Raw genomic sequence first — 22930 nt, forward strand, 5'->3', positions numbered from 1 at the left:
AACGCGCCCAGCGACTTCTCGGAGGAACGTCGGAATGCTTGGTTTGATGCAAGATTGGCCCCTGCTCTGCCACCGGATCATCGAACACGCCGCCAGGATTCATGGCAAGCAGGAGGTGGTCACACGCTCGGTCGAGGGACCGATCCATCGCACCAACTACGCCGAGATCCACAAGCGCGCGCTCAAAGTGTCGCAAATGCTGGAGCGCGACGGCATCAAGCTCGGCGATCGTGTCGCAACGATCGCCTGGAACACCTGGCGCCATCTGGAGGTCTGGTACGGCATCATGGGGATCGGCGCCATCTGCCATACCGTCAATCCGCGCCTTTTCCCCGAACAGATCGCCTGGATCATCAATCATGCGCAGGATCGCGTCGTGATGACCGATCTCACCTTCATTCCGATCCTGGAGAAGATCGCGGACAAGTTGCCCAGCGTGGAGCGCTACATCGTGCTCACCGACAAGGCTCACATGCCGGAGACCACGCTGAAGAACGCGGTCGCCTACGAGGACTGGATTGCGCAGGCCGACGGCAAATTCAAATGGAAGGACTTTGACGAGAACACGGCGGCGGCGATGTGCTACACCTCCGGCACGACCGGCGATCCCAAAGGTGTGCTGTATTCGCATCGCTCCAACGTGCTGCACGCGCTGATGGCCAATAACGTCGACGCGCTCGGCACCAGTGCGTCCGAGACAATGCTGCCGGTCGTTCCGCTGTTCCATGCCAACAGCTGGGGCATCGCCTTCTCCGCGCCCTCGCAGGGCACCAAGCTGGTGATGCCGGGCGCCAAGCTCGACGGCGCCTCGGTCTACGAACTGCTCTCGACCGAGAAGGTGACGCACACCGCCGGCGTGCCGACGGTGTGGCTGATGCTGCTCCAGCACATGACGGCCAACAATCTCAAACTGCCGGATCTGAAGATGGTGATCTGCGGCGGCTCGGCGATGCCGCGCTCGATGATCAAGGCCTTCCTCGACATGGGTTCGAACGTCCGCCACGCCTGGGGCATGACCGAGATGAGCCCGATCGGAACCGTCGCGGCGCTGAAGCCGCCGTTCCAGAATGCGACCGGCGATGCCAGGCTCGACGTGCTGCAGATGCAGGGTTATGCGCCGTTCGCCGTGCAGATGAAGATCACCGACGATGCCGGCAAGGAGCTGCCCTGGGACGGCAAGACCTTTGGCCGCCTCAAGGTCTCCGGGCCCGCCGTCGCCAAGGCCTATTACCGCGTCGATAGCAACATCCTCGACGAGGACGGCTTCTTCGACACCGGCGACGTCTCGACCATCGACGAGGACGGCTATATGCGGATCACCGACCGCTCCAAGGACGTGATCAAGTCCGGCGGCGAGTGGATCTCCTCGATCGACCTCGAAAACCTCGCGGTCGGCCACCCCGCCGTGGCGGAAGCCGCCGTGATCGGCGTGTTCCACCCCAAATGGGACGAGCGGCCGCTGCTGATCGTGCAGCTCAAGCAGGGCCAGCAGGCCACGCGCGAGGACATCCTGAAGTTCATGGAGGGCAAGATCGCCAAATGGTGGATGCCCGACGACGTCGCTTTCGTCGACGGCATTCCGCACACCGCCACCGGCAAGATCCTGAAGACGGCGCTGCGCGACCAGTTTAAGGATTACCGGTTCCCGAACGCGGCGGCGTGACGGGCTGGGTGCGCCCCTCCTTGGAGGGGCGTCAGCGTCCGACTTGTTGAAGCCTCCACGACGTCATGGCCGGGCTTGTCCCGGCCATCCACGCCTTGCCCCACGGTGCAGTGAACGTGGATGGCCGGGACAAGCCCGGGCATGACGGCTTGGGCGTAGCCGGAACCCTTGAATTTGCTCCCGCGCCGTGGTCTCAACTGCGCATCGTCGCGCCAAATCGGCCGGCATCGCCAACCCCGGCAGAGCTCACCCGATGGCCCGCAGGTTTTCCGCTCCCTACCAGTCGGAGCCCGTGTCCAGCCTCGCGAGCTGGGCGCGCAATCTGGCCGTGTTCGCGGTTCTGGCGGTGGTGGTGTCGATCATCGTCGTCCGTTTCGATTTCCTGGAGCCCAAGCCGGCGCTGGCGACGTTCATCGGCGGGCTCGCGATCGCCGGCCTCTCGATCCTGTTCGGGCTCGCCGGCTTTGCCGCAATCTGGCAGAACGGCTCGCGCGGCATGGCGCGCATCCTGCTCGCCTTCCTGATCGACGGGGCGATCCTCGCCTATCCCGCCTATCTGGCCTTTCAATATCGCAAGCTGCCGTCGATCTACGACATCACCACCAATCCGATTGATCCGCCGCGCTTCGATGCGCTGGCGCGCCTGCGCACCGGCGAGGGCACCAACACCGCGGTCTATGCCGGCCTCTATTCGGCGGAGCAGCAGCGCCATTTCTATCCCGAGATCGAGCCCGTCGAGCTCGAGATCTCGGCCGACCGCGCCTATGCGATCGCGCTTCAGCTCGTCCACAAGCGCAAATGGATCGTGATCGACGAGCGCGCACCGCAGCCGCCGCGCCGCATCGGCCGCATCGAGGCGGTGGCGCGCACGCCGATCATGGGTTTCCGCGAGGACGTTTCGATCAGGGTCGTGCCGGATGGCGATGATTCCCGCGTCGATATCCGCTCTGCGTCGCGCAATTTCGACAGCGACCTCGGCAGCAACGCCGCACGCGTCAAGGCATTCATCGACGACCTCAACACCGCCGCCGACGCCGATGCACTCAAGCCGGTGAAGAAGACGCCGGTGACGCCGCCCAAGGCGCCGGCGAAGACGGTGAAGAAGTGACTTGGCGAATGGGGAGTAGCGAATAGCGAATGGAGCCGCCCATTCGCTATTCCCCATTCGCTATTCGCCCCCTAGGCCATCCGATAGGTCCCGCCGATCACGGGATCGCCATCCGTCGCCACCACGCCGCGGGCGACCAGATCTTCCAAATGCGCCAGCACGGAATAGCCGGCAGCTGTCGTCAGGCGCGGATCGATACCGATATAGATCGCGCGGACCATGGTCGGGATGTCGGTCTCGCCCTTGGCGAGGCGGTGCAGGATCGAGGCCTCGCGTGCCTTGCGGTGGCGGATCAGGAAGCGCACGAAGCGCTGGCCCTCGGGAATCTCGGGGCCATGGCCCGAGAAATAGAGATCCTCCTCGCGGGTGGCGAGCCGGTCGAGCGAATCCATGTAGTCGATCATCGAGCCGTCCGGCGGCGCCACGATCGAGGTCGACCAGCCCATCACGTGATCGCCGACGAAGTTGAACTTCCGCTCCGGCCAGGCGAATGCCAGATGGTTGGCCGTGTGGCCGGGCGTCGCGACGGCTTCGAGCCGCCAGCCGTCACCTTCCACGACGTCGCCGTGCGCGAGATTGACGTCCGGGGCAAAATCGCGGTCGGCGCCGGATTCCGGATTGTGCTTCTCGCTCTCGAATCGCGGCCGCGAGGCGCGATGCGGGCCTTCGGCATAGACCGGCGCCGCCGTCGCCTGCTTGATCCGCGCGGTGTTCGGCGAATGGTCGCGATGGGTGTGGGTGACGAAGATGTGCGTCACGGTCTCGCCGCGCACGGCATCGAGCAGCGCCGCCGCATGCGCCGCATCGTCTGGACCGGGATCGATGATCGCGACATTGCCCTTGCCGACGATGTAGCTGACCGTGCCCGTGAAGGTGAACGGGCTCGGATTGTTGCAGAGCACGCGCCGCACGCCGGGGCGGACCTCCTCGACGATGCCGGGCTTCAGCGGAAAGTTGCGGTTGAACGGGACGTCGTCGTTGTCGGACATGGGACTTCCTGTGCCACACTCTCTGCCGTCATACCCCGCGAAGGCGGGGTATCCAGTACGCCGCAGCGCCAGTGACAAAAGCGAAGTCTCTGGGATACTGGATCGCCCGCCTGCGCGGGCGATGACAGTTGAGCAAGCTAGCCGCGGCGGAAAAACACAGTGACTAGAAAAACGCCTGAATGCCCGTGATCGCGCGGCCCAGGATCAGGGCGTGGACGTCGTGGGTGCCCTCGTAGGTGTTGACCGTCTCGAGGTTATGGACGTGGCGCATCACGTGATACTCGATCGAGATGCCGTTGCCGCCGTGCATGTCGCGGGCGGTGCGGGCGATGTCGAGGGCCTTGCCGCAATTGTTGCGCTTCATGATCGAGATCATCTCGGGCGCGAACTTGCCCTCGTCCATCAGGCGGCCGACGCGAAGCGAGCCCTGCAGGCCGAGGGCGATCTCGGTCTCCATGTCGGCGAGCTTCTTCTGCACCAGCTGGGTCGCGGCGAGCGGCTTGCCGAACTGCTTGCGGTCGAGCGTGTATTGACGGGCGCGGTGCATGCAGTCCTCGGCGGCGCCAAGCGCACCCCAGGAGATGCCGTAGCGGGCGCGGTTGAGGCAGCCGAACGGGCCCTTGAGGCCGGACACGTTGGGCAGCAGGGCGTCCTCCGGGACCACGACGCCGTCCATCACGACCTCGCCGGTGATGGAGGCGCGCAGCGAGAGCTTGCCGCCGATCTTCGGCGCGGACAGGCCCTTCATGCCCTTCTCCAGCACGAAGCCGCGGATCTGGTTGTCGTGCGCGGCCGACTTGGCCCAGACCACGAAGACGTCGGCGATCGGCGCGTTCGAGATCCACATCTTGCTGCCGGTGAGGCGATAGCCGTCCGACACCTTCTCGGCACGCGTCTTCATCCCGGCCGGATCGGAGCCGGCGTCGGGCTCGGTCAGGCCGAAGCAGCCGACCCACTCGCCGCTGGCGAGCTTGGGCAGGTACTTCTTGCGCTGGTTCTCGTCGCCATAGGCGTAGATCGGGTACATCACCAGCGAGGACTGCACCGAGTTCATCGAGCGATAGCCGGAATCGACCCGCTCGATCTCGCGCGCGACGAGGCCATAGGCGACGTAGCTCGCATTGGCGCAGCCATATTCTTCCGGCAGCGTGATGCCGATCAGGCCGAGCTCGCCCATCTCGTTGAAGATCTCGCGGTCGGTCTTCTCTTCGAGATAGGCCTTGGAGACGCGCGGCAGCAGCTTGTCCTGCGCATAGGCGCGGGCGGTGTCGCGAACCATGCGCTCGTCTTCGGTGAGCTGCTCGTCGAGCAGGAACGGATCGTCCCACTGGAAAGAAGCCGCAGCCGGCTTGTCCTTGGCCTGAGGGCGCACGCTCATGAAACGTCCTTTCGCGTCTGGTTCCGTCGATAATTGCCCGACAAAGTAAAGCGCCGCGGCAACAAGTTCAATTGCATCCTGGCTTGGTCGTTCCGGGGTGGCGCTTTCAGCGCGACCGGGAGAAAGACAATGCGTGTCAGCTTTCGAGCTGCTCGTTGGCGACGATCTCGATGCCGAAGCCCGATAGGCCCTTGTAGTCGTGCACCGACGAGGTGAGATGCCGGATCGAAGTCACGCCGAGGTCGCGCAGGATCTGCGCGCCGACGCCGACCTCGCGCCACTGGCGGTTGCGGTCGGCCTCCGTCGACGTCTCGTCCGGCAGCGGCGAAACGGGCACGCCGGCCGCGCCGTCGCGCAGGTAGACCAGCACGCCGCGGCCGGTCTTCTTGAAATGCTCGAGCACGGCGGCCATGCGCTTGTGGCCGGTGAAGGTGTCCTTGACGATGTTCGGCTTGTGAAAGCGCGTCAGCACGTTCTTGCCGTCGCCGACCCCGTTATAGACGAAGGCGACGTGGGCGATGGAATCGAACGGCGAGCGGTAGGCATAGCCCTGCAAGGGACCGATCGGGCTGTCGGTGACGAAGGTCGAGACCCGCTCGATCAGCTTCTCGCGCGCCTGGCGGTAGGCGATCATGTCCGCGATGGTGACGTGCTTGAGCTTGTGCCTGACCGCGAATTGCGCGACCTGCTCGCCCTTCATCACGCTGCCGTCGTCGTTCATGAGCTCGCTGATGACGCCGACCGGCGGCAGGCCGGAAAGCTTGCAGAGGTCGACCGCGGCCTCGGTGTGGCCGGAGCGAAGCAGCACGCCGCCGTCCTTGGCGATCAGCGGGAAGATGTGGCCGGGCCGGGCGAAGTCGTTGGCGCCGACATTGGGATTGGCGAGCGCGCGGCAGCACGAGGCGCGCTCCTCGGCGGAGATGCCGGTGCCGCCGTCGGGCTTGTAGTCGATCGAGACCGTGAACGCGGTGGTGTGCGCGGAATCGTTGTGGGCGACCATCGGATCGAGCCGCAGCCGGCGCGCGTCCTCGGTCGTCACAGGCGCACAGACGATGCCGGAGGTATGGCGGATGATGAAGGCCATCTTCTCGGCGGTGCACAGCGAGGCGGCGACGATCAGATCGCCCTCGCCCTCGCGGTCCTCGTCGTCGGTGACGACCACGAGCTCACCCCGAGCAAAGGCCTGCAAGACTTCCTGAACGCTATCGGGCATTTCCCAATCTCTATCGGTTATGGCCGGGAGGCTTAGCCGGACTTGGGTCGGGGCGCTAGTCTCCCCAGCGCAACCACATATGCCCGAGGGCGGGCCGGCCGGATGGGTTTCAGGCTTGCACCGGGCATACCAGCGATATAGGCGCAGATTGCCCGCAAGGAAGGCGGGCAAGGAAGGCGGCCCTACGCTGTCAGGGCAGCACCTCGCGGCGCTCGCCGAGGCGCTGATCGAGCTCGGCGCGCTTGTCCGCGAGCAGGCCGGCCTGGGCGGCTTCGATCACGGTAAACAGCTCATGTGCATCGCTGAGCCGGGTCACGGTGACGTAGCTGGCGCCGGCCTCGTAGAGCGCGCCGACGTCGGCCAACAGGTCGGCCGTGGCGACGATCAGGGCGGTCGGATTGAGCGCGCGGACGTGACGGACCAGCTTCTCGTTGGTGGCGCCCTTCAGCAGCGAATCCGGCACGCTGAGGATGATCATCTCGGACTTGCCGACGCCGGCATGGAGCAGCGTGTCGGCGCTGCTGATGTCGCCATAGATCACGTGCAGACCACGTGAAAGCAGGGTCTGGTACACATTGGGGTTGAAATCGACCACGGTGATCTGCTCCAGCAGCACCGGTGCCTGCCGTTCGATCTCGGCCAGCAGCGCACTCGCCGCACGGAAAAAGCCGAGGATGACGATGCGGCGGGCCTCGCCATGGCCGCCCCCGTGGCCCTCCTCGGCATGGCCGTTGCCATGGTCGAGATCGCGCAGGCCGATCCGCTTCAAGGGGCCGATCGCCCAGCGGGTGATCTCGTCGCTGCGGGTCATCACGAAGGTCGAGAGCACCGCCAGCACCACGAAGGCGAACGAAGCCGCATTCGCCGTCTCGGCTGCGATGTGGCGGTCCGCGACGCCGGTCTGGATCACGACCAGCGAGAACTCGGAGATTTGCGCGAGGTTGAGCGCCGGCAACAGGCTGGCGCGCAGGCCCTGCTTCATCAGATAGAGCGGGGTGAAGGTGGTGACGAGGCGGCTCACCACCGTGAACGCCGCGATCATCAAGGCGAGGCTGATCACCGAGAGGCCGGGCACGGGAATGGTCATGCCGAGCGCGACGAAGAACAGCGTGATGAAGAAGTCGCGCAGCGTGGTGACCTTGGCGGTGACATCGAGCGCATAGGGGAAGGTCGAGAGCGAGACGCCGGCGATCAGCGCACCCATCTCGCGCGACAGCGACAGTTGATAGGCGGTCTCGGCGACGAGAAAGCACCAGGCGAGCGCACCGAGCAGGATCAGCTCGGGCCGCCGGGCGATCTGGTGGAAGACGCGCGGCAGCACGTAGCGGCTGACCAGAAGCGCGGCCGTGACCAGCACCGCGACGCGGCCGATCGAGAGCAGGATGACGCTGACCTGCAGATTGGCGAGACTCGGCTGCACCGCCAGGAACAGGATGGCAAAGATGTCCTGGAGCACCAGCACGCCGAGCGTGATGCGGCCCGGCAGCGTATCGAGCTCGCGCTTCTCGTAGAGCACCTTGACGATGATGACCGTGCTCGACAGCGCGCAGGCGACGCAGAGATAGACCGCATCGAAATGCCCACCGCCGAGCGACAGGCCGATGCCGACGAAGAACAGAAGCCCGAGCAGACAGCCGCCCAGCAGCTGGCTGCCCGCCGCGAACAGGATCACCCGCCCGGCCCGAACGATCTTCTTCAGATCGATCTCGAGCCCGATCATGAACAGCATGAAGATCAGGCCAAGCTCGGAGATGACGCTGATCGATTCCTGCGAATGGACCCAGCCGGCGCCGAATGGACCTATGCAGAAGCCGGCGATAAGGTAGGCCAGGATCAGCGGTTGCCGGGAGAAATGGGCGAGAAGCCCCAGCATCCAGGCGAACAGAATAGAGAGTGTGATATCGCGAATGAGCTCATGCATGCCAAATTGGTCCGTTTTGCCGCACCCTAGAGGTGGGTTGCGGTGCGACAAGCGAGCAATTCGTCACATGCGGAATGGGCTCTTCGCAGCCATGCTGCTCGCTCCCCTCGCCTTTGCCGTGCCCGCCGCCGCGCAATCCAAGGTCAGTATCGAACAAAACTTTGCCGATTCGCTCACCACGCCGCTGAAGGAGGACCTCGCCGTATCCGGCGGTTTCTACGTGCCCGCCTATTCCAGCGTCGCGATGAGCCAGGGCAAGCTGCGTGTCGACTTCTCGGTGACGCTGAGCGTACACAACGCCTCCGAGACCCAGCCGCTGGTCATCAAACGCATCGCCTATTTCGACACCGCAGGCAAGCAGGTCGAGAGCTATCTGAAGACGCCGGTGGCGTTGAGGCCGCTCGCCACCGTCTCGATCTTCATTCCGACCGACGACGTGCGCGGCGGGACCGGCGCCAATTTTCTGGTCGACTGGGCCGCCACGGGCGAGATCGCAGAACCCGTGGTCGAAGCCTTAATGGTTGGCGGCATCGCCAACGCGCATTACGCTTTCATCAGTCAGGGCCGTCCGACCAGGACGGCCGGCAAGAAGTAAGGCGGCCGGTGCAAAGCCGACGCTCAACAAGAACAAAACGAGGAACGCTCCCATGACGTCCAGCTTCGATTTCGCGCCCCTGTTTCCAGCAGGGCTGCCGGCCCCGTCTGCGCGTTGGACGGGCCTTGCCAAATACAGCTTCGTCGGCGGCAACAACGATTCCGAACAGGTGCCGCTCGACGAGCTGATCGAAGCGGCCGACACGGTGCTGCGGCGCGAGGGCCGCTCGCTCGCCACCTACGGTCTGGCGCATGGTCCGCAGGGCTACCTGCCGTTGCGCGAATTCCTGGTGACGAAACTCAAGCGCGACGCCGGCATCAGCTGCACGGTCGACGACCTCCTGATCGTCTCCGGCTCGCTGCAGGCGCTCGACCTCGTCAACGCCACCCTACTGACGCGCGGCGACACCGTGATTTTCGAGCAGGAGAGCTATCAGGGCTCCCTGACACGGCTGGCGCGGCTCGGCGTCAACGTCGTCGGCATTCCCCTCGACCAGGACGGCATGCGCATGGATCTGCTGGCCTCCGCGCTGGCCGACCTGAAGCGCCGCGGCATCCGGCCGAAATACATCTACACGATCCCGACGGTGCAGAATCCGACCGGCAGTATCATGCCCGAGAGCCGCCGCACCGAGCTGGTGCGGCTCGCGACCGAATATGGCGTGCCGATCTTCGAGGACGATTGCTATGCCGACCTCATCTGGTCGGGGCAGCGGCCGCCCGCGATCTACGCGATGAGCGAGAGCGGCGGCGTGATCCATATCGGCTCGTTCTCCAAGTCGATCGCGCCGGCGCTGCGCGTCGGCTTCGTCGTGGCGCCCTGGGAGGTGATGTCGCGGATGCTGTCGCTGAAGACGGATGCTGGCTCCGGTGCGCTGGAGCAGATGGTGCTCGCCACCTATTGCAAGCCGCATTTTTCAACTCACGTGCCGGCCCTGACCAAGGCGCTGCGCACCAAGCTCGACACGCTCATGGAAGCGCTCAACGAGCAGTTCGGGACCGCCGCTGAGTTCGAGGAGCCCAAGGGCGGCATCTTCCTCTGGGTGAAGCTGCCCGACCAGGTCGATACGCTGAAGCTGTATCAGGCCGCGCTCGCCGCCGGCGTCTCGATCAATCCGGGGCCGGAATGGTCGACCAGCAAGGGCCATTCCACCTCGCGGCTGCGGCTGTGCTTTGCCAGCCCCACGCACCAGCAGATCCGCGATGGCGTCGCCGTGCTAGCCGAAGTCTGCCGCAAGGAGTTTGGCGTGCCCGCCCGCAGCGCCAATGTGGAGAAGCGAGCCTGAGGCCCAGTCCGGACGTCTCCTCACGCCGCCTGTGGCTGACTGCCGTGAATCGCGGAAGCCAGCCGCAGCAACAGGACGATGGAGACGTTGCCTTTGCCGGCCTCGATCTGGGCGATGTAGCGCTCGGAAATCCCCGAGCGCCGGGCGAGCTCCCGGCGCGACAGATCGCAGCGCATGCGTGAGGACCGCAACCGATCGCCCAGCTCGCTCAGAAACGCGGCCTCGGAATAAGGCGGTACGGCACAGCTCCCCGGCAGTACTTCGCCCGCAAAATCCATGACTTGATTCAGCATTGCTCTATCCACGTTCGCCTTCGGGAAACGCCATCTTATCTTCGAACCGCCCCGCCTCATTGACGCGGATCAAATTCGCGGGCGATCGGCAGCCGCCGTGGCAGGGCCGCGCGCGGGATGCTAAACTTTGGAATTGTTCGAGGCGGGGTTTTTCAGGACATGATGCGTTGTTCGGGCCGCTGGATCGCGGCTGCGGTGCTGTGGGTCGCGTTCACCCCCACGGCTGGTGCCGAGACGCTGGCCGTGACCGTGGAGCAATGGGGCCTGCTCGGCTCCTGGGCGGTCGATTGCTCGGGTAGGCCCGACCGCGACCAGGGCGCGCGCTTGACTTACGAAATCCGGAAAGACGGCCGTGTGATGTACCGGCGCGATTTCGGCGAGGCCAGGGACGAGAACGAGGTGGTGTCCGCCACGGTCAATGCCGAGGGCCTGCTCAATGTCATGGTGTACTTCCCCTCGCTGCATCAGGCCCGCGAGTTCGGGTTGCTGTTGCAGAAGGACGGCAGCCTGCGCGCGATCTACAATCGCAGCGAGCGCGGCGAGTACACGATCAGGAACGGCAAATACGTCGCCAGCGGTGCGCCGACGCCCGCGCAGCAGCGCTGCGACTAGCACGCCTTCGTCTGAACATCCGTTCAGAATTCTCTTCCCGCTCCTCCGGAACGTTCGCGCAAATCTGCGGTTTAGATGTGCATTCGTTTGGAGGAGGACATCATGAAGAAGCTTGGTTATGTGGTTGCGGCTCTCGGTGCGCTCGTGATCGCGGCGCCAACGCTCGCAAGTGCGGAGACGGTGGTGATCAAGCGCAGCGGCGGTTATCATCATCATCATCACCACGGCCCGTACGGCGCCCGCGCCGAATTCCGCGGACATCGTCATCATGGCTGGCATCGCCACCATCGCGGCGACAAGGTCGTTGTGATCAAGCGCAGCCATCGCCATCACCACTGGGACTAATGCGCAACGCGACAAGGAAATGGCCCCTCACGGGGCTATTTCTATTGTGTTCTTTTCCTTCTTCCCTTGTGGGAGAAGGTGGCATAGGCGGCCTTCGGCCGCCGTTCTTGAGAACGCCGATAATGCGCATCGGCTATTGCGCCGGATGCGGGGTTGCGTCAGCAAGTCCGAAAGTGAAAGACTCATGCGCGGAGAGGACCCCTCACCCGTCTCGCCGCTTTGCGGCGAGCCACCCTCTCCCACAGGGGGAGAGGGTTAAGAGCGCCTAATCCCAAGCCGGCGCAAAGCCCGGACTGACGCAGCGTCTGTCCTTCGCCAGCGCCGCGATCTTCTCGCGGTCGACATCGTCGAGCGTGATCTTCAGCGCGTCGAGATTGGCCTGCTGGCTCTCGCGACGCGAGGCCTTGGGGATCGCGGCGACGCCGTCCTGGTCGAGCAGCCATTTCAACGCGACCTGCGCGGCGGTGGCATTGTGCCGGGCGCCGATGTCGGCCAGCACCGGATCGCTCGCGAAACGCCCTTGCGCCAGCGGACAATAGGCAACCAGCGGAATCGACAGCGGCTGGAGATAGGCCAGCACCTTCGATTGATCGAGCATGGCGTGATATTCGACCTGGTTGCAGGCGATCGGCGCCCTGATCTCCTCCACCGCGATCTTGAGCAGCGCGGTGGTGAAATTGGCAACGCCGATGGCGCGCGTGCGCCCCTCCTCCTTGAGCGTCATCAGCGTTTCGAACACCGCCCCCCAGTTCGCGGCCTTCGACGGCCAATGCACGAGATAGAGGTCAACATGGTGGAGCTGGAGCTTCCTAAGGCTGGCGTCGAAAGCGCGGCGGATTGCATCGCGGTTGAGGTTCTCGTGCCAGACTTTCGTGGTGACGTGCAGCTCGCCGCGCGGCACGCCGGACGCGGCGATGGCCGCACCGATCGCCTCCTCGTTGGCGTACATCTCGGCCGTGTCGATGTGGCGATAGCCGATCGAAATCGCGCTCTCGACCGCGGCACGGCAGGCATCGCCCTGCATGCGGAAGGTGCCGAGGCCGAGCTTGGGCATGCTGATGCCCTGGGTTTTCAGATGATCCATGCAACAGGCTCCTGAGCAATTCAGCCCACCGGATCGCGCGGCGATGCCGCGTGAGCAGACTTTTCGGTGATGGAAAAGAAGTGGCGGGACCCCTCACCCTAGCGCGGGAGGAGCACAGCGGCCAATCAAGATCGGGTTAGCAATGCCTCTCCATCGTCATGGCCGGCTTGTCCCGGTCATCCACGCATTGCCACGCGGCACGAAGAACGTGGATGCCCCGGACAAGCCCGGGCATGACGACTGGCGCGCCGCAACCTCACCAATGCTGCGCCACGACCGCGGGTTGCACCTGCGGCTGCGGCACGATGTCGACCGACCAGAGGTCGCGATTGTCGACGTCCTTCAGGGTCACCGTCATCACGCCGCTGTGGCCATCGATGTCGACCCGCCCGAAGAACTGCAAGCCGAAGCAGGGCGCGAGATTCTCGCCTTGCGCAGCGCTGCAGCCATGCTGGTACATCGCGACCGGGCCGAAGGTGTCGTCGAGCTCGCCCGGTCCCCAGCTGCCGGCATGCAGCGGGCCGGAGACGAACTCCCAGAACGGCTCGAAATCCTTAAATTGCGCCTTGTTCGGATCGTAGTAGTGCGCGGCGGTGTAATGCATGTCGGCGGTGAGCCAGACGATGTTGCGGATACCGGCGCGCGTGATGAATGCGAGCAGATCGGCGATCTCGTGCTCACGCCGGTCGGGCGGCCCATCGCCGAGCGCAACGGCATCCAGGCTGATCAGGCCAATCGGCAAGTCGGCCGCGATCACCTTCCAGGTCGCGCGCGAAGCGGCGAGCTCGCGCTTGAGCCAGGCGAGCTGCTCGGCGCCCAGGATCCAGCCGCGGTGATCATCGCCCTTGTTCCAGCTCTCGTCGCGGTAGCTGCGCATGTCGATCATGAAGACGTCGAGCAGCGGGCCATAGGCGATCTTGCGATAGACGCGGCCGTGCCGCGCGCCGATGTCGCGGATTGGCATGAAGTCGAAGAAGGCCCGGCGGGCTCGCGCGACCAGGCGCGGGGTGCCGTCGTCCTCGTGTCCGGACTCGTCATAGGTCCCGATCGGCGACCAGTCGTTGGTCACCTCGTGATCGTCCCATTGCGCGAACATGGGCACCTGCGCATGGAAGGCGCGAAAGTGTTCGTCGAGATGGTTGTATTTGTAGTTGCCGCGGAACTGCGCCAGGGTGTGCGCCACCTCCGACTTCTCTTCGGTGACGAGGTTGCGCCAGGTCTCGCCGTTCGGCAGCTTCTGTTCGGAAGGGATCGTGCAGTCCGCATAGATGTGATCGCCACAGTGGATGAAGAAATCCGATTTGTTATCGAGCATGGTGCGATAGCTGCGATAGCCGCCGCGGGAGACGTCGATGCCCCAGCCCTGGCCCGCGGTGTCACCGGACCACAGAAACGAGATCGACTGGCGCGCTGCCGGCGCGGTGCGGAAATGGCCGACGCGGCTTTCGCCGACGAGTCCGGTGGCGATGTCGTCGAAGCGGACGCGGTAGAAGATGTCCTGCCCGGGCGGCAGATCCGCCAGCAGGAGTTTTGCAGTGAGATCGGCAGCGGGCAGCGCATCGCCCGAGGCCGAGGCGATGACGGTCTTGAAGCTCTCGACCGTGGAGCATTCCACCTGCATCCGCGCGGGACGGTCGGCGCGCGCCCAGATCACCGCGGAGCCGCCGGAGACGTCGCCGGACTGGATGCCGCCTGTGATCTGCGGTCGATCGGCGGCGCGGCTCACATGAGGCTTCGCGAGCGAGGCGATGGCGAGACCGGAGGCGGAGCGGACCAGGAACTGCCGCCGGGTCCAGGCGCGCGAGGCGCGGAGCGTTGCCATTCAGGAGACCTTCGTCGAATCGCGACGGAAGGTGCCTGCGCTCCTTGACTGCCAGCTTACGGTTTCTTGACTCCGCGCCTACGGTTTTGCGACGCGGGGATGACGGCTGTGATCACCGCTTCCAGTTGCAAATGCCGCCAGAGCGGCATGGCCAGGTCTGGATGCGGGTGTCCATCGCCTGCGCATCGAGCGGGTTGCCGCGGCGTGCTAGCTTGGCGCGGGCCGCCCCGCGCGACGGTGCGCTTCTGGCATGCGCGCTCTTCGGCTCGGCCACACGAACACGTTCGGCGGCAACCTTCTTCGGCACATCGACCGGCTCAGCACGCGCCTGCGCTTCGTTCGCGCCACGCGCTTCGAGCGCGACCGGCGCGAAGTGCGTCTCCGGCCCGAGACGTTTCGGCGACAGCACCGCCTTGGAGAGATCGAGACCAAGATATTCGCCGGGCTTGTAGTCGTCGGCGCGCGCAACACCGGCCCCTGCGACCACGAGGGCGAAGGCAATTGCGAAGGGAACGCTTTTCAGGACCACGGACGCCTCCTGAAATCGATTTATGAAAGGGGCAATTTACCCCTATCTAGGAGGCGCCGCGCGTAATTCCAGCGGTCAGATGCCGCCGTGGTTAAGAAGTTTGACGGTGTCAGGCGACCTTTCGCGCAGCGTCCGTCCCGTCCAGGAACCCCAGCAGGCGGCTGCGGATGATGGTTTCAGCCTCGCCCATGATGCGATCGATCAGCTCCTTGCAGGACGGGATGTCGTGGATCAGGCCCGCGACCATGCCGCAGCTCCAGGCGCCGGCATCCATCTGGCCGTCCAGCATGATCTTGGGATAGACGCCCGCGACCTGGTCGTGGATGTCGTCGATCGTGAGCTTGGCGCCCTTTTCGCGCTCGATCTCGAGCAGGCGGTCGACATTGGCGTTCTTCAGGACGCGCTCGGTATTGCGCAACGCCCGCATGATCAGGCGGGTGTCGAGCTCGGTGGCTGCGACCAGCGCGTTCTTGACGTTCTGGTGCACCGGCGCTTCCTTGGTGGCGATGAAGCGCGTGCCCATGTTCATACCGGCCGCGCCCAGCGAGAGCGCCGCGACCAGGCTGCGCCCATCGGCCATGCCGCCGGAGGCGACGAACGGGATCTTCAGCTCTTCCGCCGCACGCGGCAGCAGGATCATGTTGGGAATGTCGTCCTCGCCGGGATGGCCGCCGCACTCAAAGCCGTCGACGCTGACGGCGTCGCAGCCGATGCGCTCGGCCTTCAGCGAGTGGCGCACCGATGTGCATTTGTGAATCACCTTGATGCCGGCGGCCTTCAGCGCCGGCATGTAGGCTTCCGGGCTGCGGCCCGCGGTCTCCACCGCCTTGATGCCGCCCTCGACGATGGCCGCGATATATTCCGGATAAGGCGGCGCCGAGAAGGCCGGCAGGAAGGTGAGGTTGACGCCGAACGGCTTGTCCGTCATGTCGCGGCAGCGCGCGATCTCCTTGGCGAGCAGCTCGGGTGTCTTCTGCGTGAGACCGGTGATGATGCCGAGCCCGCCGGCATTGGAGACGGCAGCGGCCAGCTCGGCGAAGCCGACGAAATGCATGCCGCCCTGGATGATCGGGTGCTCGATGCCGAACAGTTCGGTGATCGCGGTCTTCACTGAAGGTCCTCCCGGTTTTGCTTGATGTTGAGCTCAGTCTAGCCGGACTTTCTCGCGGCGGTCACCATTTCTCTCCGAAGGGGCGGATCTCCATCTCGAAGGTCCAGGCGCTCTTCGGCTGCTGGTAGAGCTGCCAATAGGCGCTCGCGACCGATGACGGCGGCATCAGGAGATCGGGATTATCGAGCGCATTCGGCCCGAGCGCCTCGAGCCGGCGCTGGCGCACCCATTCGGTGTCCACGCCGGAATCGATGATGAGATGGGCGACGTGGATGTTCTTCGGCCCGAGCTCGCGCGCCATCGCCTGCGCGACCGCGCGCAGGCCGAACTTGGCGCTGGCGAAGGCGGCATACCCGCTGCCGCCGCGCAGGCTTGCAGTCGCACCCGTGAAAAAGATGTTGCCGCCGCCGCGCGGCAGCATCAGCCGCGCCGCCTCACGGCCCGCGAGGAAGCCGGAATAGCAGGCCATCTCCCACACTTTCCGAAACACGCGCTCGGTGGTGTCGAGGATCGGGAAATTGACGTTGGCGCCGACGTTGAAGATGCAGACTTCGAGCGGTGCATGCTTGTCGGCGTCGTTGAGGAAGGCGATGACCTCGTCTTCCTTCCGCGCGTCGAGTGAGCGGGCGTGGATCTCGCCGCCGGCGGCTTCGATCTCTTGCACCAGCGGCGCCAGCTTATCGCCATTGCGGCGGCCGGCGAAAATCGAGAACCCTTCGGCGGCAAACTTCTTGGCGATCTCGGCGCCGATGAAATCGCCGGCTCCGATGACGGCCGCAGTGGCGTTTCGCTTGGACAAGACCGCCTCCTCCCATGGGCCGCGCTGCGAGCGCGCGGCATTTATGTGCCGGAGGCTATAGTTCAAAAATAGAACTGTCAAACTGAGCGGCTGAATGTTAGCTTCTAGTGAAAATCTCTCTGATCGATCAACTTAGTTCCTTTTTCAGACTGACGACTTGCAGGAACCGCATCATGAAATGGGACACGCTGGAGGAAGAGCCCTGCTCGCTCGCGCGCACCGTCGCCGCGATTGGCGACCGCTGGACGCTGCTGATCCTGCGCGAGTGCTTCCTGCGGGTACGGCGGTTCGAGGCGTTTCAGTCCTCGCTGCAGATCACACGCCATCTGCTCTCGGAGCGGCTGAAGAAGCTGGTCCGCTTCGGCATCCTGCGCCGCGTCCCCTATTCCGAAGCACCGAAGCGTTACGAATACATCCTCACCCAGAAGGGGCTCGACCTCTACCCGATCATCATGGCGATGGTGCATTGGGGCGACGCCCATATGGGCGACGAGCGCGGCCGCCCGCTGCTGCACGAGCACAAGAGCTGCGGCAAGCTGTTCGATCCCGTAATGGTGTGCTCGGAATGCGGCGAGGTGCTGCATGCCAAGCAGGTGCATGTGCATGCGGGCCCGGGGCGGAGAGAAGCGGCGGAGTGAGTGAGGCGCCGCGCCTCTCAAAGCTCAAGCGAAGGGAACACCGTAATAGGAGTTGATGCCGCGCACGGCGGCGTCGTCGCTCCAGTTCCAGTCGGTCTTCTCACCGTATTTCGGCGCGCCTTCGAGATCCTTGGCGGTGATCGCAGTCACGTAACCGCCGAGCTCGGTGTCGTACTTCAGCGACTGCCAGGGCAACGGATAGTGATCATTGCCGAGGCCGAGAAAGCCGCCGAAACCAAGCACCGCATATGAGACCTTGCCGCTGATCTTGTCGATCATGACCCGTTCGATTGAACCGATCTTGTTGCGATCAGCACCGTAGACCGCGGTTCCCTCGACCTTGTCGCTTCCGATCAGCCGGCCCATCTCGTTACGGTCCAGTTCGCTCTGATTGAGCATCGTTATTCTCCACTCGGCTATTTGTGAATCAACCGAACGGGGTGCGTGATCGTTCCGGCGCGTGTTCCGGAAATGCTTGGGAACATCGCCACAAAGAACCGGTTCTCTGAGGCTATCGAGGCCGCAACAGAGAAAGCCGCCCGCAATGTCCCAGACCGTCTCCGACTTCATCATTCAGCGCCTGCACCAATGGGGCGTGCGCCACATCTTTGGCTATCCGGGCGACGGCATCAACGGCGTGTTCGGTGCGATGAACCGGGCGGGCGGCAACATCGGCTTCGTGCAGGCGCGGCACGAGGAAATGGCGGCATTCATGGCAACCGCCTACGCAAAATTCTCAGGTCAGCTCGGCGTCTGCATTGCGACCTCCGGTCCCGGCGCCTCGCATCTCGTCACCGGGCTGTACGATGCGCTGCTCGATCACCAGCCGGTGCTGGCGATCGTCGGCCAGCAGTCGCGCAACGCCCTCGGCGGTCAAAATCAGCAGGAACTCGACCTCCTCTCGATGTTCAAGGACGTCGCCGGCGCCTATGTCATGCAGGCCTCCTCGCCTGCGCAGGTGCGGCACCTGATTGATCGGTCGGTGCGGATCGCACTGGCGCGGCGGACTCCCACCGTCATCATCTTGCCCAACGACTTGCAGGAGGAGAATTACGAGGACCCGCCCCGTGCGCACGGCACGCTGCATTCCGGCGTCGGGTACAGCCCACCTAAAGTCGTCCCTCGTGATGCCGATCTCGACCGCGCCGCGGAGATCCTCAATGCCGGCAAGAAGGTCGCAATGCTCGTCGGCGCCGGAGCGCTCGGTGCAACCGACGAAGTCATCGCGGTCGCCGACCGATTGTCGGCCGGCTGCGCCAAGGCGCTGCTCGGCAAGGCCGCGCTGCCCGACGACCTGCCATGGGTCACCGGCTCGATCGGCCTGCTCGGCACCGAGCCCAGCTACAACATGATGATGGAATGCGACACGCTGCTGATGGTGGGCTCGGCCTTTCCTTACGCCGAATTCCTGCCGAAGGAAGGCAGCGCGCGTGGCGTGCAGATCGACATCGACGCCGGCATGATGTCGATCCGCTTTCCCATGGAAGTCGGCCTCATCGGAGATGCCGCCGAGACGCTGCGCGCATTGCTGCCGCGGCTGAAGCCCAAGAGCGACGGCGCCTGGCGCCAGGGCATTCAGGACGACGTTACGACGTGGTGGAAGACTTTGGATGGCCGCGCGCATCAGCCCGCCGCGCCAGTCAATCCGCAGCTCGTCGCCTGGGAATTGTCGCCGCGCCTGCCCGACCGCGCCATCATCACCAGCGATTCCGGCTCCTGCGCCAACTGGTTCGCCCGCGACCTGAAGATGCGGCGCGGCATGACGGCCTCGCTCTCCGGCGGGCTCGCCTCGATGGGCGCTGCGGTGCCTTACGCGCTCGCGGCCAAATACGCCCATCCAGACCGCCCCGTGATTGCACTCGTCGGCGACGGCGCCATGCAGATGAACAACATGGCCGAGCTGATCACCGCGGCGAAGTACTGGCGCGACTGGAACGACCCGCGCTTCATCGTCTGCGTCTTCAACAACGAGGACCTCAACCAGGTCACCTGGGAGCAACGCATCATCAACGGTGATCCCAAGTTCGAGGCGTCACAGCGCATTCCCGACGTCTCCTATTCGCGCTTCGCCGAGCTCGTCGGCCTGCGCGGCATCTTCGTCGACAGCCCACAGCTGCTCGGCTCGGCCTGGGAACAGGGGCTAACAAGCGAGATGCCCGTCGTGCTGGAAGTGAAAACCGATCCCGAGGTGCCGCCGCTGCCGCCGCACATCACCTTGCAGCAGGCGAAGAACTTCTCGCTCGCCCTGATGAAGGGCGACCCGAACGAGAGCGGGATGATCAAGGGAGCAGCGCGGCAGGTGCTGGAATCGATCCTGCCAGGAAAGCAATGAGGCGAGCCATGAGTGATTTCCGCGACATCCGGCACGGCGTCAACGATCCGGTCGACGGTCTCGACGTCAAGCGCCGGATCAGTGACAACCCCACCTCCCACGAGCAGGCGCAGCACCACGCGGACGTACGGGCCGACGCGACCGCCACGGCGGCCGAACCGTTCCTGCCCGAACGGCTTCGACGCAAGCCGACAGATCCCATCAATCCGCGCACCGGACGGAATCGCGCGGATTAGCCGTTAGGAACCTCGGCCCCGGCGGCGTGTTGGTCGCCGCACGTCGCCGGCAAGCGGCCACGCGACCTTTTCGGAAGGATTTGACCATGAAACGCACAATCATCGCTCTTGCCTGCATGATTCTCGCAGGCCCTGCCCTCGCCCAGTCGCTGGGCGAAAAGACCGGCGTGAATTCGGCGCTCGGCGTTGCGCCTGCGACCGCGGACTTCGTGACGCAGGTCGCGATCAGCGACATGTTTGAGATCGAATCGAGCAAGCTCGCCCAGCAGAAGGGCAACGCGGAAGAGAAAGCCTTCGCGCAGCAGATGATCACCGATCACACCCAGACGAGCAACGAGCTCAAGGGACTGGTCGGCAATGGCAAGGTGCAGGCCAAGCTGCCGACGGCGCTCGACAGCTCGCATCAGAGCAAGATCGACAAGCTCAAGAATGCGAGCGGCAGGGATTTCAGCTCGGACTACAATTCCTATCAGGTCAGCGCGCATGAAGATGCCGTGTCGCTGTTCGAGCGCTACGCCAAGGGCGGCGACAATGCCGAGCTCAAGGATTGGGCCGGCAAGACGCTCCCGGCGTTGAAGCACCACCTCGAGATGGCCAAGAACCTCGGCCGGGCGCCGAGCGTCGGCCAATCCAACAAGTAACGCATTGCTGAGGGATGCCGGCCCTGCCGGCGTCCCTTCTCGCGCGCGATGAGAACGTCATCGCGCTGCCGCTGGGCGGTGCCTGCCGGTTGAGCCAGGAACCTTCTTTGTTTCCAGGCTTTACAAAACTGTCACGGAGGAACAGTCGCCGACGGACCGATGGCCCTTGTAACAGTCAAACCCACCCGGATCGATACGGCGATCGCCAACGAGATCGCGCACAATACCAACTCGGGGCTCGAGCATGCCGCCCAGGCCATGACCTGGGGCGCCGACGAGCATGTCCTGGTTGCGCTCGCGGCAGCAGGATGGCTCTACACCCGCTTCCGGCACCCGCAGCAGCGCCCCGTTGCTGATCATGTCCTGATCGTGTTCGCTGGCGACGGCCGTGTTACCGCATGTCTTGAAATCCGTGTTCGATCAGACGAGGCCCGACCGGCTGACGGTGAGCGGCCATGGGCGCGGTGTTCCCTTTTCGGGACGCGCGCACGATGCATTTCCCTCAGGTCACGCCGTGCATATGGGCGCCCTTGCCTCGGCCGCAGGCCTGTTGCCGCCGGTCCCGCGCAACCTGGCGCGCTCCTTTGCGGTGGCGCTGTCCCTGACGCGCGTCGCGCTGCTCGCGCACTGGGCCAGCGATGTCGTGGCAGGTTTCATGCTGGGCATCGTTGTCGAGCGCCTGTTCCGGCCGTTCACGATGGCGAAGTCACGGCAGCGGCAGCGCAAGGCCGGGGGACAGCCATGACTGAATATCTCGTGCGCTTCGTCGCCGGCGGCCTGATCGTATCCGTCTTCGCGATCCTCGGTGACATGCTGCGGCCGAAGAGCTTTGCCGGGCTGCTCGGCGCCGCACCGTCGGTGGCGCTTGCCACCCTCGCCATCGCAGTGGTCCAGCACGGCCCGCAATATGCTGCGGCCCAGAGCTGGACGATGATCTATGGCGCCGTCGCGCTCGCCTGCTACAGCGTCGTCGTCTGCCACCTCCTGATGAGGTTCCGTTTCGGCGCGCTTCCAGCCACGATCCTCGCCTTTGCCGCATGGCTCGTTGTCGCCTTCGGCCTGCTCGCCGGCCTGGGAGGTGCCGCCTGATGCTGGTGAAGCTATCGACATCGGCGCTGAAACAGACGCGGTGGTACGAGTACGCCATTCGCTTCGTGCTCGGCGGCGGTGCGACGGTGCTGGCGGGCGTTATCGGCTCGAAGTTCGGCCCGTCCGTCGGCGGGCTCTTTCTTGCTCTTCCGGCCATCTTCTGCGCCAGCGCGACGCTGATCGAAAGCCACGAGCGTCACGCCAAGGAGAAGGCCGGCCTGAGCGGGCGGCGTCGCGGACAGAAGGCCGCGGCGCTCGATGCTGCCGGCGCCGCGCTCGGCAGCATCGGCCTCGCCGCGTTCGCCGCTATCTTCCATTTGATCGTCGGGGCAAGCGTCGCGCTCGCTTTTTTCGCCGCGCTGACGGTCTGGGCCATCGTGTCCGTGTCGGCCTGGTGGCTCAGGCGCAAGCTTCGCAATGTCTCCCACAAATCGCGCCGATCAGGCCATTCGCCGTCGGCAACGGGCTCTCGCTTCGCAAAGCCTTAAAGCGCGATGAGATTTGGACGTCATCGCGCTTTAGATTGTTGTTTACGCATGATCTTTGCGGAAAACCGCTTCACACTTTTCCGGATCATGCCCTAGCTCGCTTTCGCTCCCGTCGAAGGCTGCGATTGCGGCGGCTGGAGGCCCGGGCTGTTGGCCCAGCGCTCGACCTCGTCGATGATCTTCTGCTGGCTTGGCCGCACCGGCTCGGGCGCTGCACGTTCTTCGGAAAGCTTGCGAGGTAACCTGACTTCGTCGGTCATGGTCTCTCTCCCTTACGGGAACAATGCCTTACGGCGGCATGCGTTTCAATAAATTATTGATTTTATTGGATTTCCTATTCACTTGCAGACTTCGTCGGCTTTCACGGAACTCTCATCAAGTTGGTTCGTTGAGTAAGCTACTCAACCTACTCAATTTGCGTGATCGCCATGAACGACCTTCGCGCCGAGCGCCTTCAGGTCATGCTCTCGCCGGAAGAGTTGGCCGCCATTGACGATTTCCGGTTCAAGCACCGCATGCCGACGCGGGCAGCAGCAGTCCGCGAACTCCTGAAGTTCGGACTGGCCGCTGTGGGCGTCGATGCCGCTGCGGGCGTGAAGTCAAGCAGCTTCGGCGTATTCGGCCGCGGGCCTGAAGGACATACTCAGGGGGATCCGGAGAGCGGCGCCGAATGACGCACGGAAAGCCCCCACCAAAAGCAAACGACCCCGGCACGGTGGGTGCCAGGGCCGTCCTTGGAGATTGCTTCCGGCGCACCGG

The 22930-nt window shown here is 64.6% G+C and carries 25 protein-coding genes and 1 pseudogene; 14 read left to right on the plus strand and 12 right to left on the minus strand.

From position 1 onward, the window contains the following. Positions 1-34 precede the first annotated feature (34 nt). Positions 35-1663 (plus strand): fatty-acid--CoA ligase, encoded by a 1629-nt coding sequence (locus I6F21_RS08210; protein WP_036004029.1) that lies wholly within the window; start codon positions 35-37, stop codon positions 1661-1663. 253 nt (positions 1664-1916) lie between these two features. Next, positions 1917-2771, plus strand: coding sequence for a DUF1499 domain-containing protein (locus tag I6F21_RS08215; RefSeq protein ID WP_057026863.1), 855 nt, complete (start codon positions 1917-1919; stop codon positions 2769-2771). 71 nt (positions 2772-2842) lie between these two features. Here I6F21_RS08215 and I6F21_RS08220 read toward each other — a convergent pair whose 3' ends face one another. The 4 genes from I6F21_RS08220 to I6F21_RS08235 all read right to left on the minus strand — a co-directional run bounded on the left by I6F21_RS08220 (position 2843) and on the right by I6F21_RS08235 (position 8272). Then, positions 2843-3760 carry an MBL fold metallo-hydrolase gene (locus tag I6F21_RS08220; RefSeq protein WP_036004017.1) on the minus strand — a complete coding sequence of 306 codons (918 nt, stop codon included), beginning with the start codon at positions 3758-3760 and terminating at the stop codon, positions 2843-2845. A gap of 163 nt (positions 3761-3923) precedes the next feature. Continuing rightward, positions 3924-5138, minus strand: a complete 1215-nt coding sequence (locus I6F21_RS08225) for an acyl-CoA dehydrogenase (RefSeq protein ID WP_036004014.1) — start codon at positions 5136-5138, stop codon at positions 3924-3926. 136 nt (positions 5139-5274) lie between these two features. Continuing rightward, on the minus strand, positions 5275-6351 hold the full coding sequence (ribB, locus tag I6F21_RS08230) for a 3,4-dihydroxy-2-butanone-4-phosphate synthase (protein WP_036004011.1): 1077 nt from the start codon (positions 6349-6351) through the stop codon (positions 5275-5277). 190 nt (positions 6352-6541) lie between these two features. Next, on the minus strand, positions 6542-8272 hold the full coding sequence (locus tag I6F21_RS08235) for a cation:proton antiporter (RefSeq protein ID WP_036004008.1): 1731 nt from the start codon (positions 8270-8272) through the stop codon (positions 6542-6544). 67 nt (positions 8273-8339) lie between these two features. Between I6F21_RS08235 and I6F21_RS08240 the strand changes: the two genes are divergently transcribed. Continuing rightward, on the plus strand, positions 8340-8867 hold the full coding sequence (locus I6F21_RS08240; RefSeq protein WP_225139689.1) for a DUF3124 domain-containing protein: 528 nt from the start codon (positions 8340-8342) through the stop codon (positions 8865-8867). A gap of 52 nt (positions 8868-8919) precedes the next feature. Beyond that, positions 8920-10152, plus strand: a complete 1233-nt coding sequence (locus I6F21_RS08245) for a PLP-dependent aminotransferase family protein (RefSeq protein ID WP_225139690.1) — start codon at positions 8920-8922, stop codon at positions 10150-10152. A gap of 20 nt (positions 10153-10172) precedes the next feature. On the opposite strand, the gene I6F21_RS08250 is transcribed toward I6F21_RS08245, so the two are convergent. Beyond that, a complete protein-coding gene (locus tag I6F21_RS08250) occupies positions 10173-10445 on the minus strand; it encodes a helix-turn-helix domain-containing protein (protein ID WP_036031024.1) in 273 nt (90 codons plus the stop codon). 159 nt (positions 10446-10604) lie between these two features. Here I6F21_RS08250 and I6F21_RS08255 point away from each other — a divergent pair, with 159 nt between their 5' ends. Further along, a complete protein-coding gene (locus I6F21_RS08255) occupies positions 10605-11057 on the plus strand; it encodes a hypothetical protein (protein WP_074447526.1) in 453 nt (150 codons plus the stop codon). 102 nt (positions 11058-11159) lie between these two features. After that, positions 11160-11402, plus strand: a complete 243-nt coding sequence (locus I6F21_RS08260; protein ID WP_036031049.1) for a hypothetical protein — start codon at positions 11160-11162, stop codon at positions 11400-11402. A 265-nt stretch (positions 11403-11667) separates the two neighbouring features. Here I6F21_RS08260 and I6F21_RS08265 read toward each other — a convergent pair whose 3' ends face one another. The 5 genes from I6F21_RS08265 to I6F21_RS08285 all read right to left on the minus strand — a co-directional run bounded on the left by I6F21_RS08265 (position 11668) and on the right by I6F21_RS08285 (position 16747). Next, entirely contained in the window at positions 11668-12486 is an 819-nt protein-coding gene (locus tag I6F21_RS08265; RefSeq protein ID WP_225139691.1) for an aldo/keto reductase, read from the minus strand. Positions 12487-12742: 256 nt separating this feature from the next. Further along, positions 12743-14308, minus strand: coding sequence for an alkaline phosphatase D family protein (locus I6F21_RS08270; RefSeq protein WP_225183010.1), 1566 nt, complete (start codon positions 14306-14308; stop codon positions 12743-12745). Positions 14309-14420: 112 nt separating this feature from the next. Then, positions 14421-14837 (minus strand): hypothetical protein, encoded by a 417-nt coding sequence (locus I6F21_RS08275; RefSeq protein WP_225127571.1) that lies wholly within the window; start codon positions 14835-14837, stop codon positions 14421-14423. A 109-nt stretch (positions 14838-14946) separates the two neighbouring features. Continuing rightward, positions 14947-15948, minus strand: a complete 1002-nt coding sequence (locus tag I6F21_RS08280) for a nitronate monooxygenase family protein (protein WP_036031011.1) — start codon at positions 15946-15948, stop codon at positions 14947-14949. Positions 15949-16009: 61 nt separating this feature from the next. Further along, positions 16010-16747, minus strand: a complete 738-nt coding sequence (locus I6F21_RS08285; RefSeq protein ID WP_036003972.1) for an SDR family oxidoreductase — start codon at positions 16745-16747, stop codon at positions 16010-16012. Between the two features lie 173 nt (positions 16748-16920). Between I6F21_RS08285 and I6F21_RS08290 the strand changes: the two genes are divergently transcribed. Further along, positions 16921-17385, plus strand: coding sequence for a helix-turn-helix domain-containing protein (locus I6F21_RS08290; protein ID WP_036031008.1), 465 nt, complete (start codon positions 16921-16923; stop codon positions 17383-17385). Positions 17386-17409: 24 nt separating this feature from the next. On the opposite strand, the gene I6F21_RS08295 is transcribed toward I6F21_RS08290, so the two are convergent. Then, complete coding sequence (locus tag I6F21_RS08295) at positions 17410-17784, minus strand: PRC-barrel domain-containing protein (RefSeq protein WP_036003959.1); 375 nt, start codon at positions 17782-17784, stop codon at positions 17410-17412. 145 nt (positions 17785-17929) lie between these two features. On the opposite strand from I6F21_RS08295, the gene I6F21_RS08300 reads away from it, so the two are divergent. The 6 genes and pseudogenes from I6F21_RS08300 to I6F21_RS08325 all read left to right on the plus strand — a co-directional run bounded on the left by I6F21_RS08300 (position 17930) and on the right by I6F21_RS08325 (position 22171). Next, complete coding sequence (locus tag I6F21_RS08300; RefSeq protein WP_225183011.1) at positions 17930-19717, plus strand: thiamine pyrophosphate-requiring protein; 1788 nt, start codon at positions 17930-17932, stop codon at positions 19715-19717. A gap of 8 nt (positions 19718-19725) precedes the next feature. After that, the gene (locus tag I6F21_RS08305) at positions 19726-19953 is read left to right on the plus strand and encodes a hypothetical protein (RefSeq protein WP_036003954.1); all 228 of its coding nucleotides are present in this window, start codon (positions 19726-19728) and stop codon (positions 19951-19953) included. A gap of 86 nt (positions 19954-20039) precedes the next feature. Then, a complete protein-coding gene (locus I6F21_RS08310) occupies positions 20040-20594 on the plus strand; it encodes a DUF4142 domain-containing protein (protein ID WP_225139694.1) in 555 nt (184 codons plus the stop codon). Positions 20595-20753: 159 nt separating this feature from the next. Next, a pseudogene (locus I6F21_RS08315) lies at positions 20754-21339 on the plus strand (phosphatase PAP2 family protein). After that, the gene (locus tag I6F21_RS08320; RefSeq protein WP_036030998.1) at positions 21336-21683 is read left to right on the plus strand and encodes a DUF3147 family protein; all 348 of its coding nucleotides are present in this window, start codon (positions 21336-21338) and stop codon (positions 21681-21683) included. Before I6F21_RS08315 ends, I6F21_RS08320 begins: the two are co-directional and overlap by 4 nt. Continuing rightward, a complete protein-coding gene (locus tag I6F21_RS08325; protein WP_225139695.1) occupies positions 21683-22171 on the plus strand; it encodes a DUF3147 family protein in 489 nt (162 codons plus the stop codon). Before I6F21_RS08320 ends, I6F21_RS08325 begins: the two co-directional genes overlap by 1 nt. Positions 22172-22263: 92 nt before the next feature. Here the strand turns inward: I6F21_RS08325 and I6F21_RS08330 are convergent, their stop codons facing one another. Beyond that, on the minus strand, positions 22264-22431 hold the full coding sequence (locus I6F21_RS08330; protein WP_193375057.1) for a hypothetical protein: 168 nt from the start codon (positions 22429-22431) through the stop codon (positions 22264-22266). Positions 22432-22599: 168 nt separating this feature from the next. On the opposite strand from I6F21_RS08330, the gene I6F21_RS08335 reads away from it, so the two are divergent. Further along, positions 22600-22845 (plus strand): hypothetical protein, encoded by a 246-nt coding sequence (locus I6F21_RS08335; RefSeq protein ID WP_036003940.1) that lies wholly within the window; start codon positions 22600-22602, stop codon positions 22843-22845. The last annotated feature ends 85 nt before the right edge of the window (positions 22846-22930 follow it).

The organism is Bradyrhizobium sp. NBAIM03, assembly GCF_020194055.1.
Lineage (GTDB): Bacteria > Pseudomonadota > Alphaproteobacteria > Rhizobiales > Xanthobacteraceae > Bradyrhizobium > Bradyrhizobium yuanmingense.

What these genes read in the sequence shown, in the direction of transcription:
- I6F21_RS08210 (WP_036004029.1), top strand. Translation starts at nt 35, where the DNA reads ATGCTTGGTTTGATGCAAGATTGGCCCCTGCTCTGCCACCGGATCATC.
- I6F21_RS08215 (WP_057026863.1), top strand. Translation starts at nt 1,917, where the DNA reads ATGGCCCGCAGGTTTTCCGCTCCCTACCAGTCGGAGCCCGTGTCCAGC.
- I6F21_RS08220 (WP_036004017.1), bottom strand. Translation starts at nt 3,760, where the DNA reads ATGTCCGACAACGACGACGTCCCGTTCAACCGCAACTTTCCGCTGAAG.
- I6F21_RS08225 (WP_036004014.1), bottom strand. Translation starts at nt 5,138, where the DNA reads ATGAGCGTGCGCCCTCAGGCCAAGGACAAGCCGGCTGCGGCTTCTTTC.
- ribB (WP_036004011.1), bottom strand. Translation starts at nt 6,351, where the DNA reads ATGCCCGATAGCGTTCAGGAAGTCTTGCAGGCCTTTGCTCGGGGTGAG.
- I6F21_RS08235 (WP_036004008.1), bottom strand. Translation starts at nt 8,272, where the DNA reads ATGCATGAGCTCATTCGCGATATCACACTCTCTATTCTGTTCGCCTGG.
- I6F21_RS08240 (WP_225139689.1), top strand. Translation starts at nt 8,340, where the DNA reads ATGCGGAATGGGCTCTTCGCAGCCATGCTGCTCGCTCCCCTCGCCTTT.
- I6F21_RS08245 (WP_225139690.1), top strand. Translation starts at nt 8,920, where the DNA reads ATGACGTCCAGCTTCGATTTCGCGCCCCTGTTTCCAGCAGGGCTGCCG.
- I6F21_RS08250 (WP_036031024.1), bottom strand. Translation starts at nt 10,445, where the DNA reads ATGCTGAATCAAGTCATGGATTTTGCGGGCGAAGTACTGCCGGGGAGC.
- I6F21_RS08255 (WP_074447526.1), top strand. Translation starts at nt 10,605, where the DNA reads ATGATGCGTTGTTCGGGCCGCTGGATCGCGGCTGCGGTGCTGTGGGTC.
- I6F21_RS08260 (WP_036031049.1), top strand. Translation starts at nt 11,160, where the DNA reads ATGAAGAAGCTTGGTTATGTGGTTGCGGCTCTCGGTGCGCTCGTGATC.
- I6F21_RS08265 (WP_225139691.1), bottom strand. Translation starts at nt 12,486, where the DNA reads ATGGATCATCTGAAAACCCAGGGCATCAGCATGCCCAAGCTCGGCCTC.
- I6F21_RS08270 (WP_225183010.1), bottom strand. Translation starts at nt 14,308, where the DNA reads ATGGCAACGCTCCGCGCCTCGCGCGCCTGGACCCGGCGGCAGTTCCTG.
- I6F21_RS08290 (WP_036031008.1), top strand. Translation starts at nt 16,921, where the DNA reads ATGAAATGGGACACGCTGGAGGAAGAGCCCTGCTCGCTCGCGCGCACC.
- I6F21_RS08295 (WP_036003959.1), bottom strand. Translation starts at nt 17,784, where the DNA reads ATGCTCAATCAGAGCGAACTGGACCGTAACGAGATGGGCCGGCTGATC.
- I6F21_RS08300 (WP_225183011.1), top strand. Translation starts at nt 17,930, where the DNA reads ATGTCCCAGACCGTCTCCGACTTCATCATTCAGCGCCTGCACCAATGG.
- I6F21_RS08305 (WP_036003954.1), top strand. Translation starts at nt 19,726, where the DNA reads ATGAGTGATTTCCGCGACATCCGGCACGGCGTCAACGATCCGGTCGAC.
- I6F21_RS08310 (WP_225139694.1), top strand. Translation starts at nt 20,040, where the DNA reads ATGAAACGCACAATCATCGCTCTTGCCTGCATGATTCTCGCAGGCCCT.
- I6F21_RS08320 (WP_036030998.1), top strand. Translation starts at nt 21,336, where the DNA reads ATGACTGAATATCTCGTGCGCTTCGTCGCCGGCGGCCTGATCGTATCC.
- I6F21_RS08325 (WP_225139695.1), top strand. Translation starts at nt 21,683, where the DNA reads ATGCTGGTGAAGCTATCGACATCGGCGCTGAAACAGACGCGGTGGTAC.
- I6F21_RS08330 (WP_193375057.1), bottom strand. Translation starts at nt 22,431, where the DNA reads ATGACCGACGAAGTCAGGTTACCTCGCAAGCTTTCCGAAGAACGTGCA.
- I6F21_RS08335 (WP_036003940.1), top strand. Translation starts at nt 22,600, where the DNA reads ATGAACGACCTTCGCGCCGAGCGCCTTCAGGTCATGCTCTCGCCGGAA.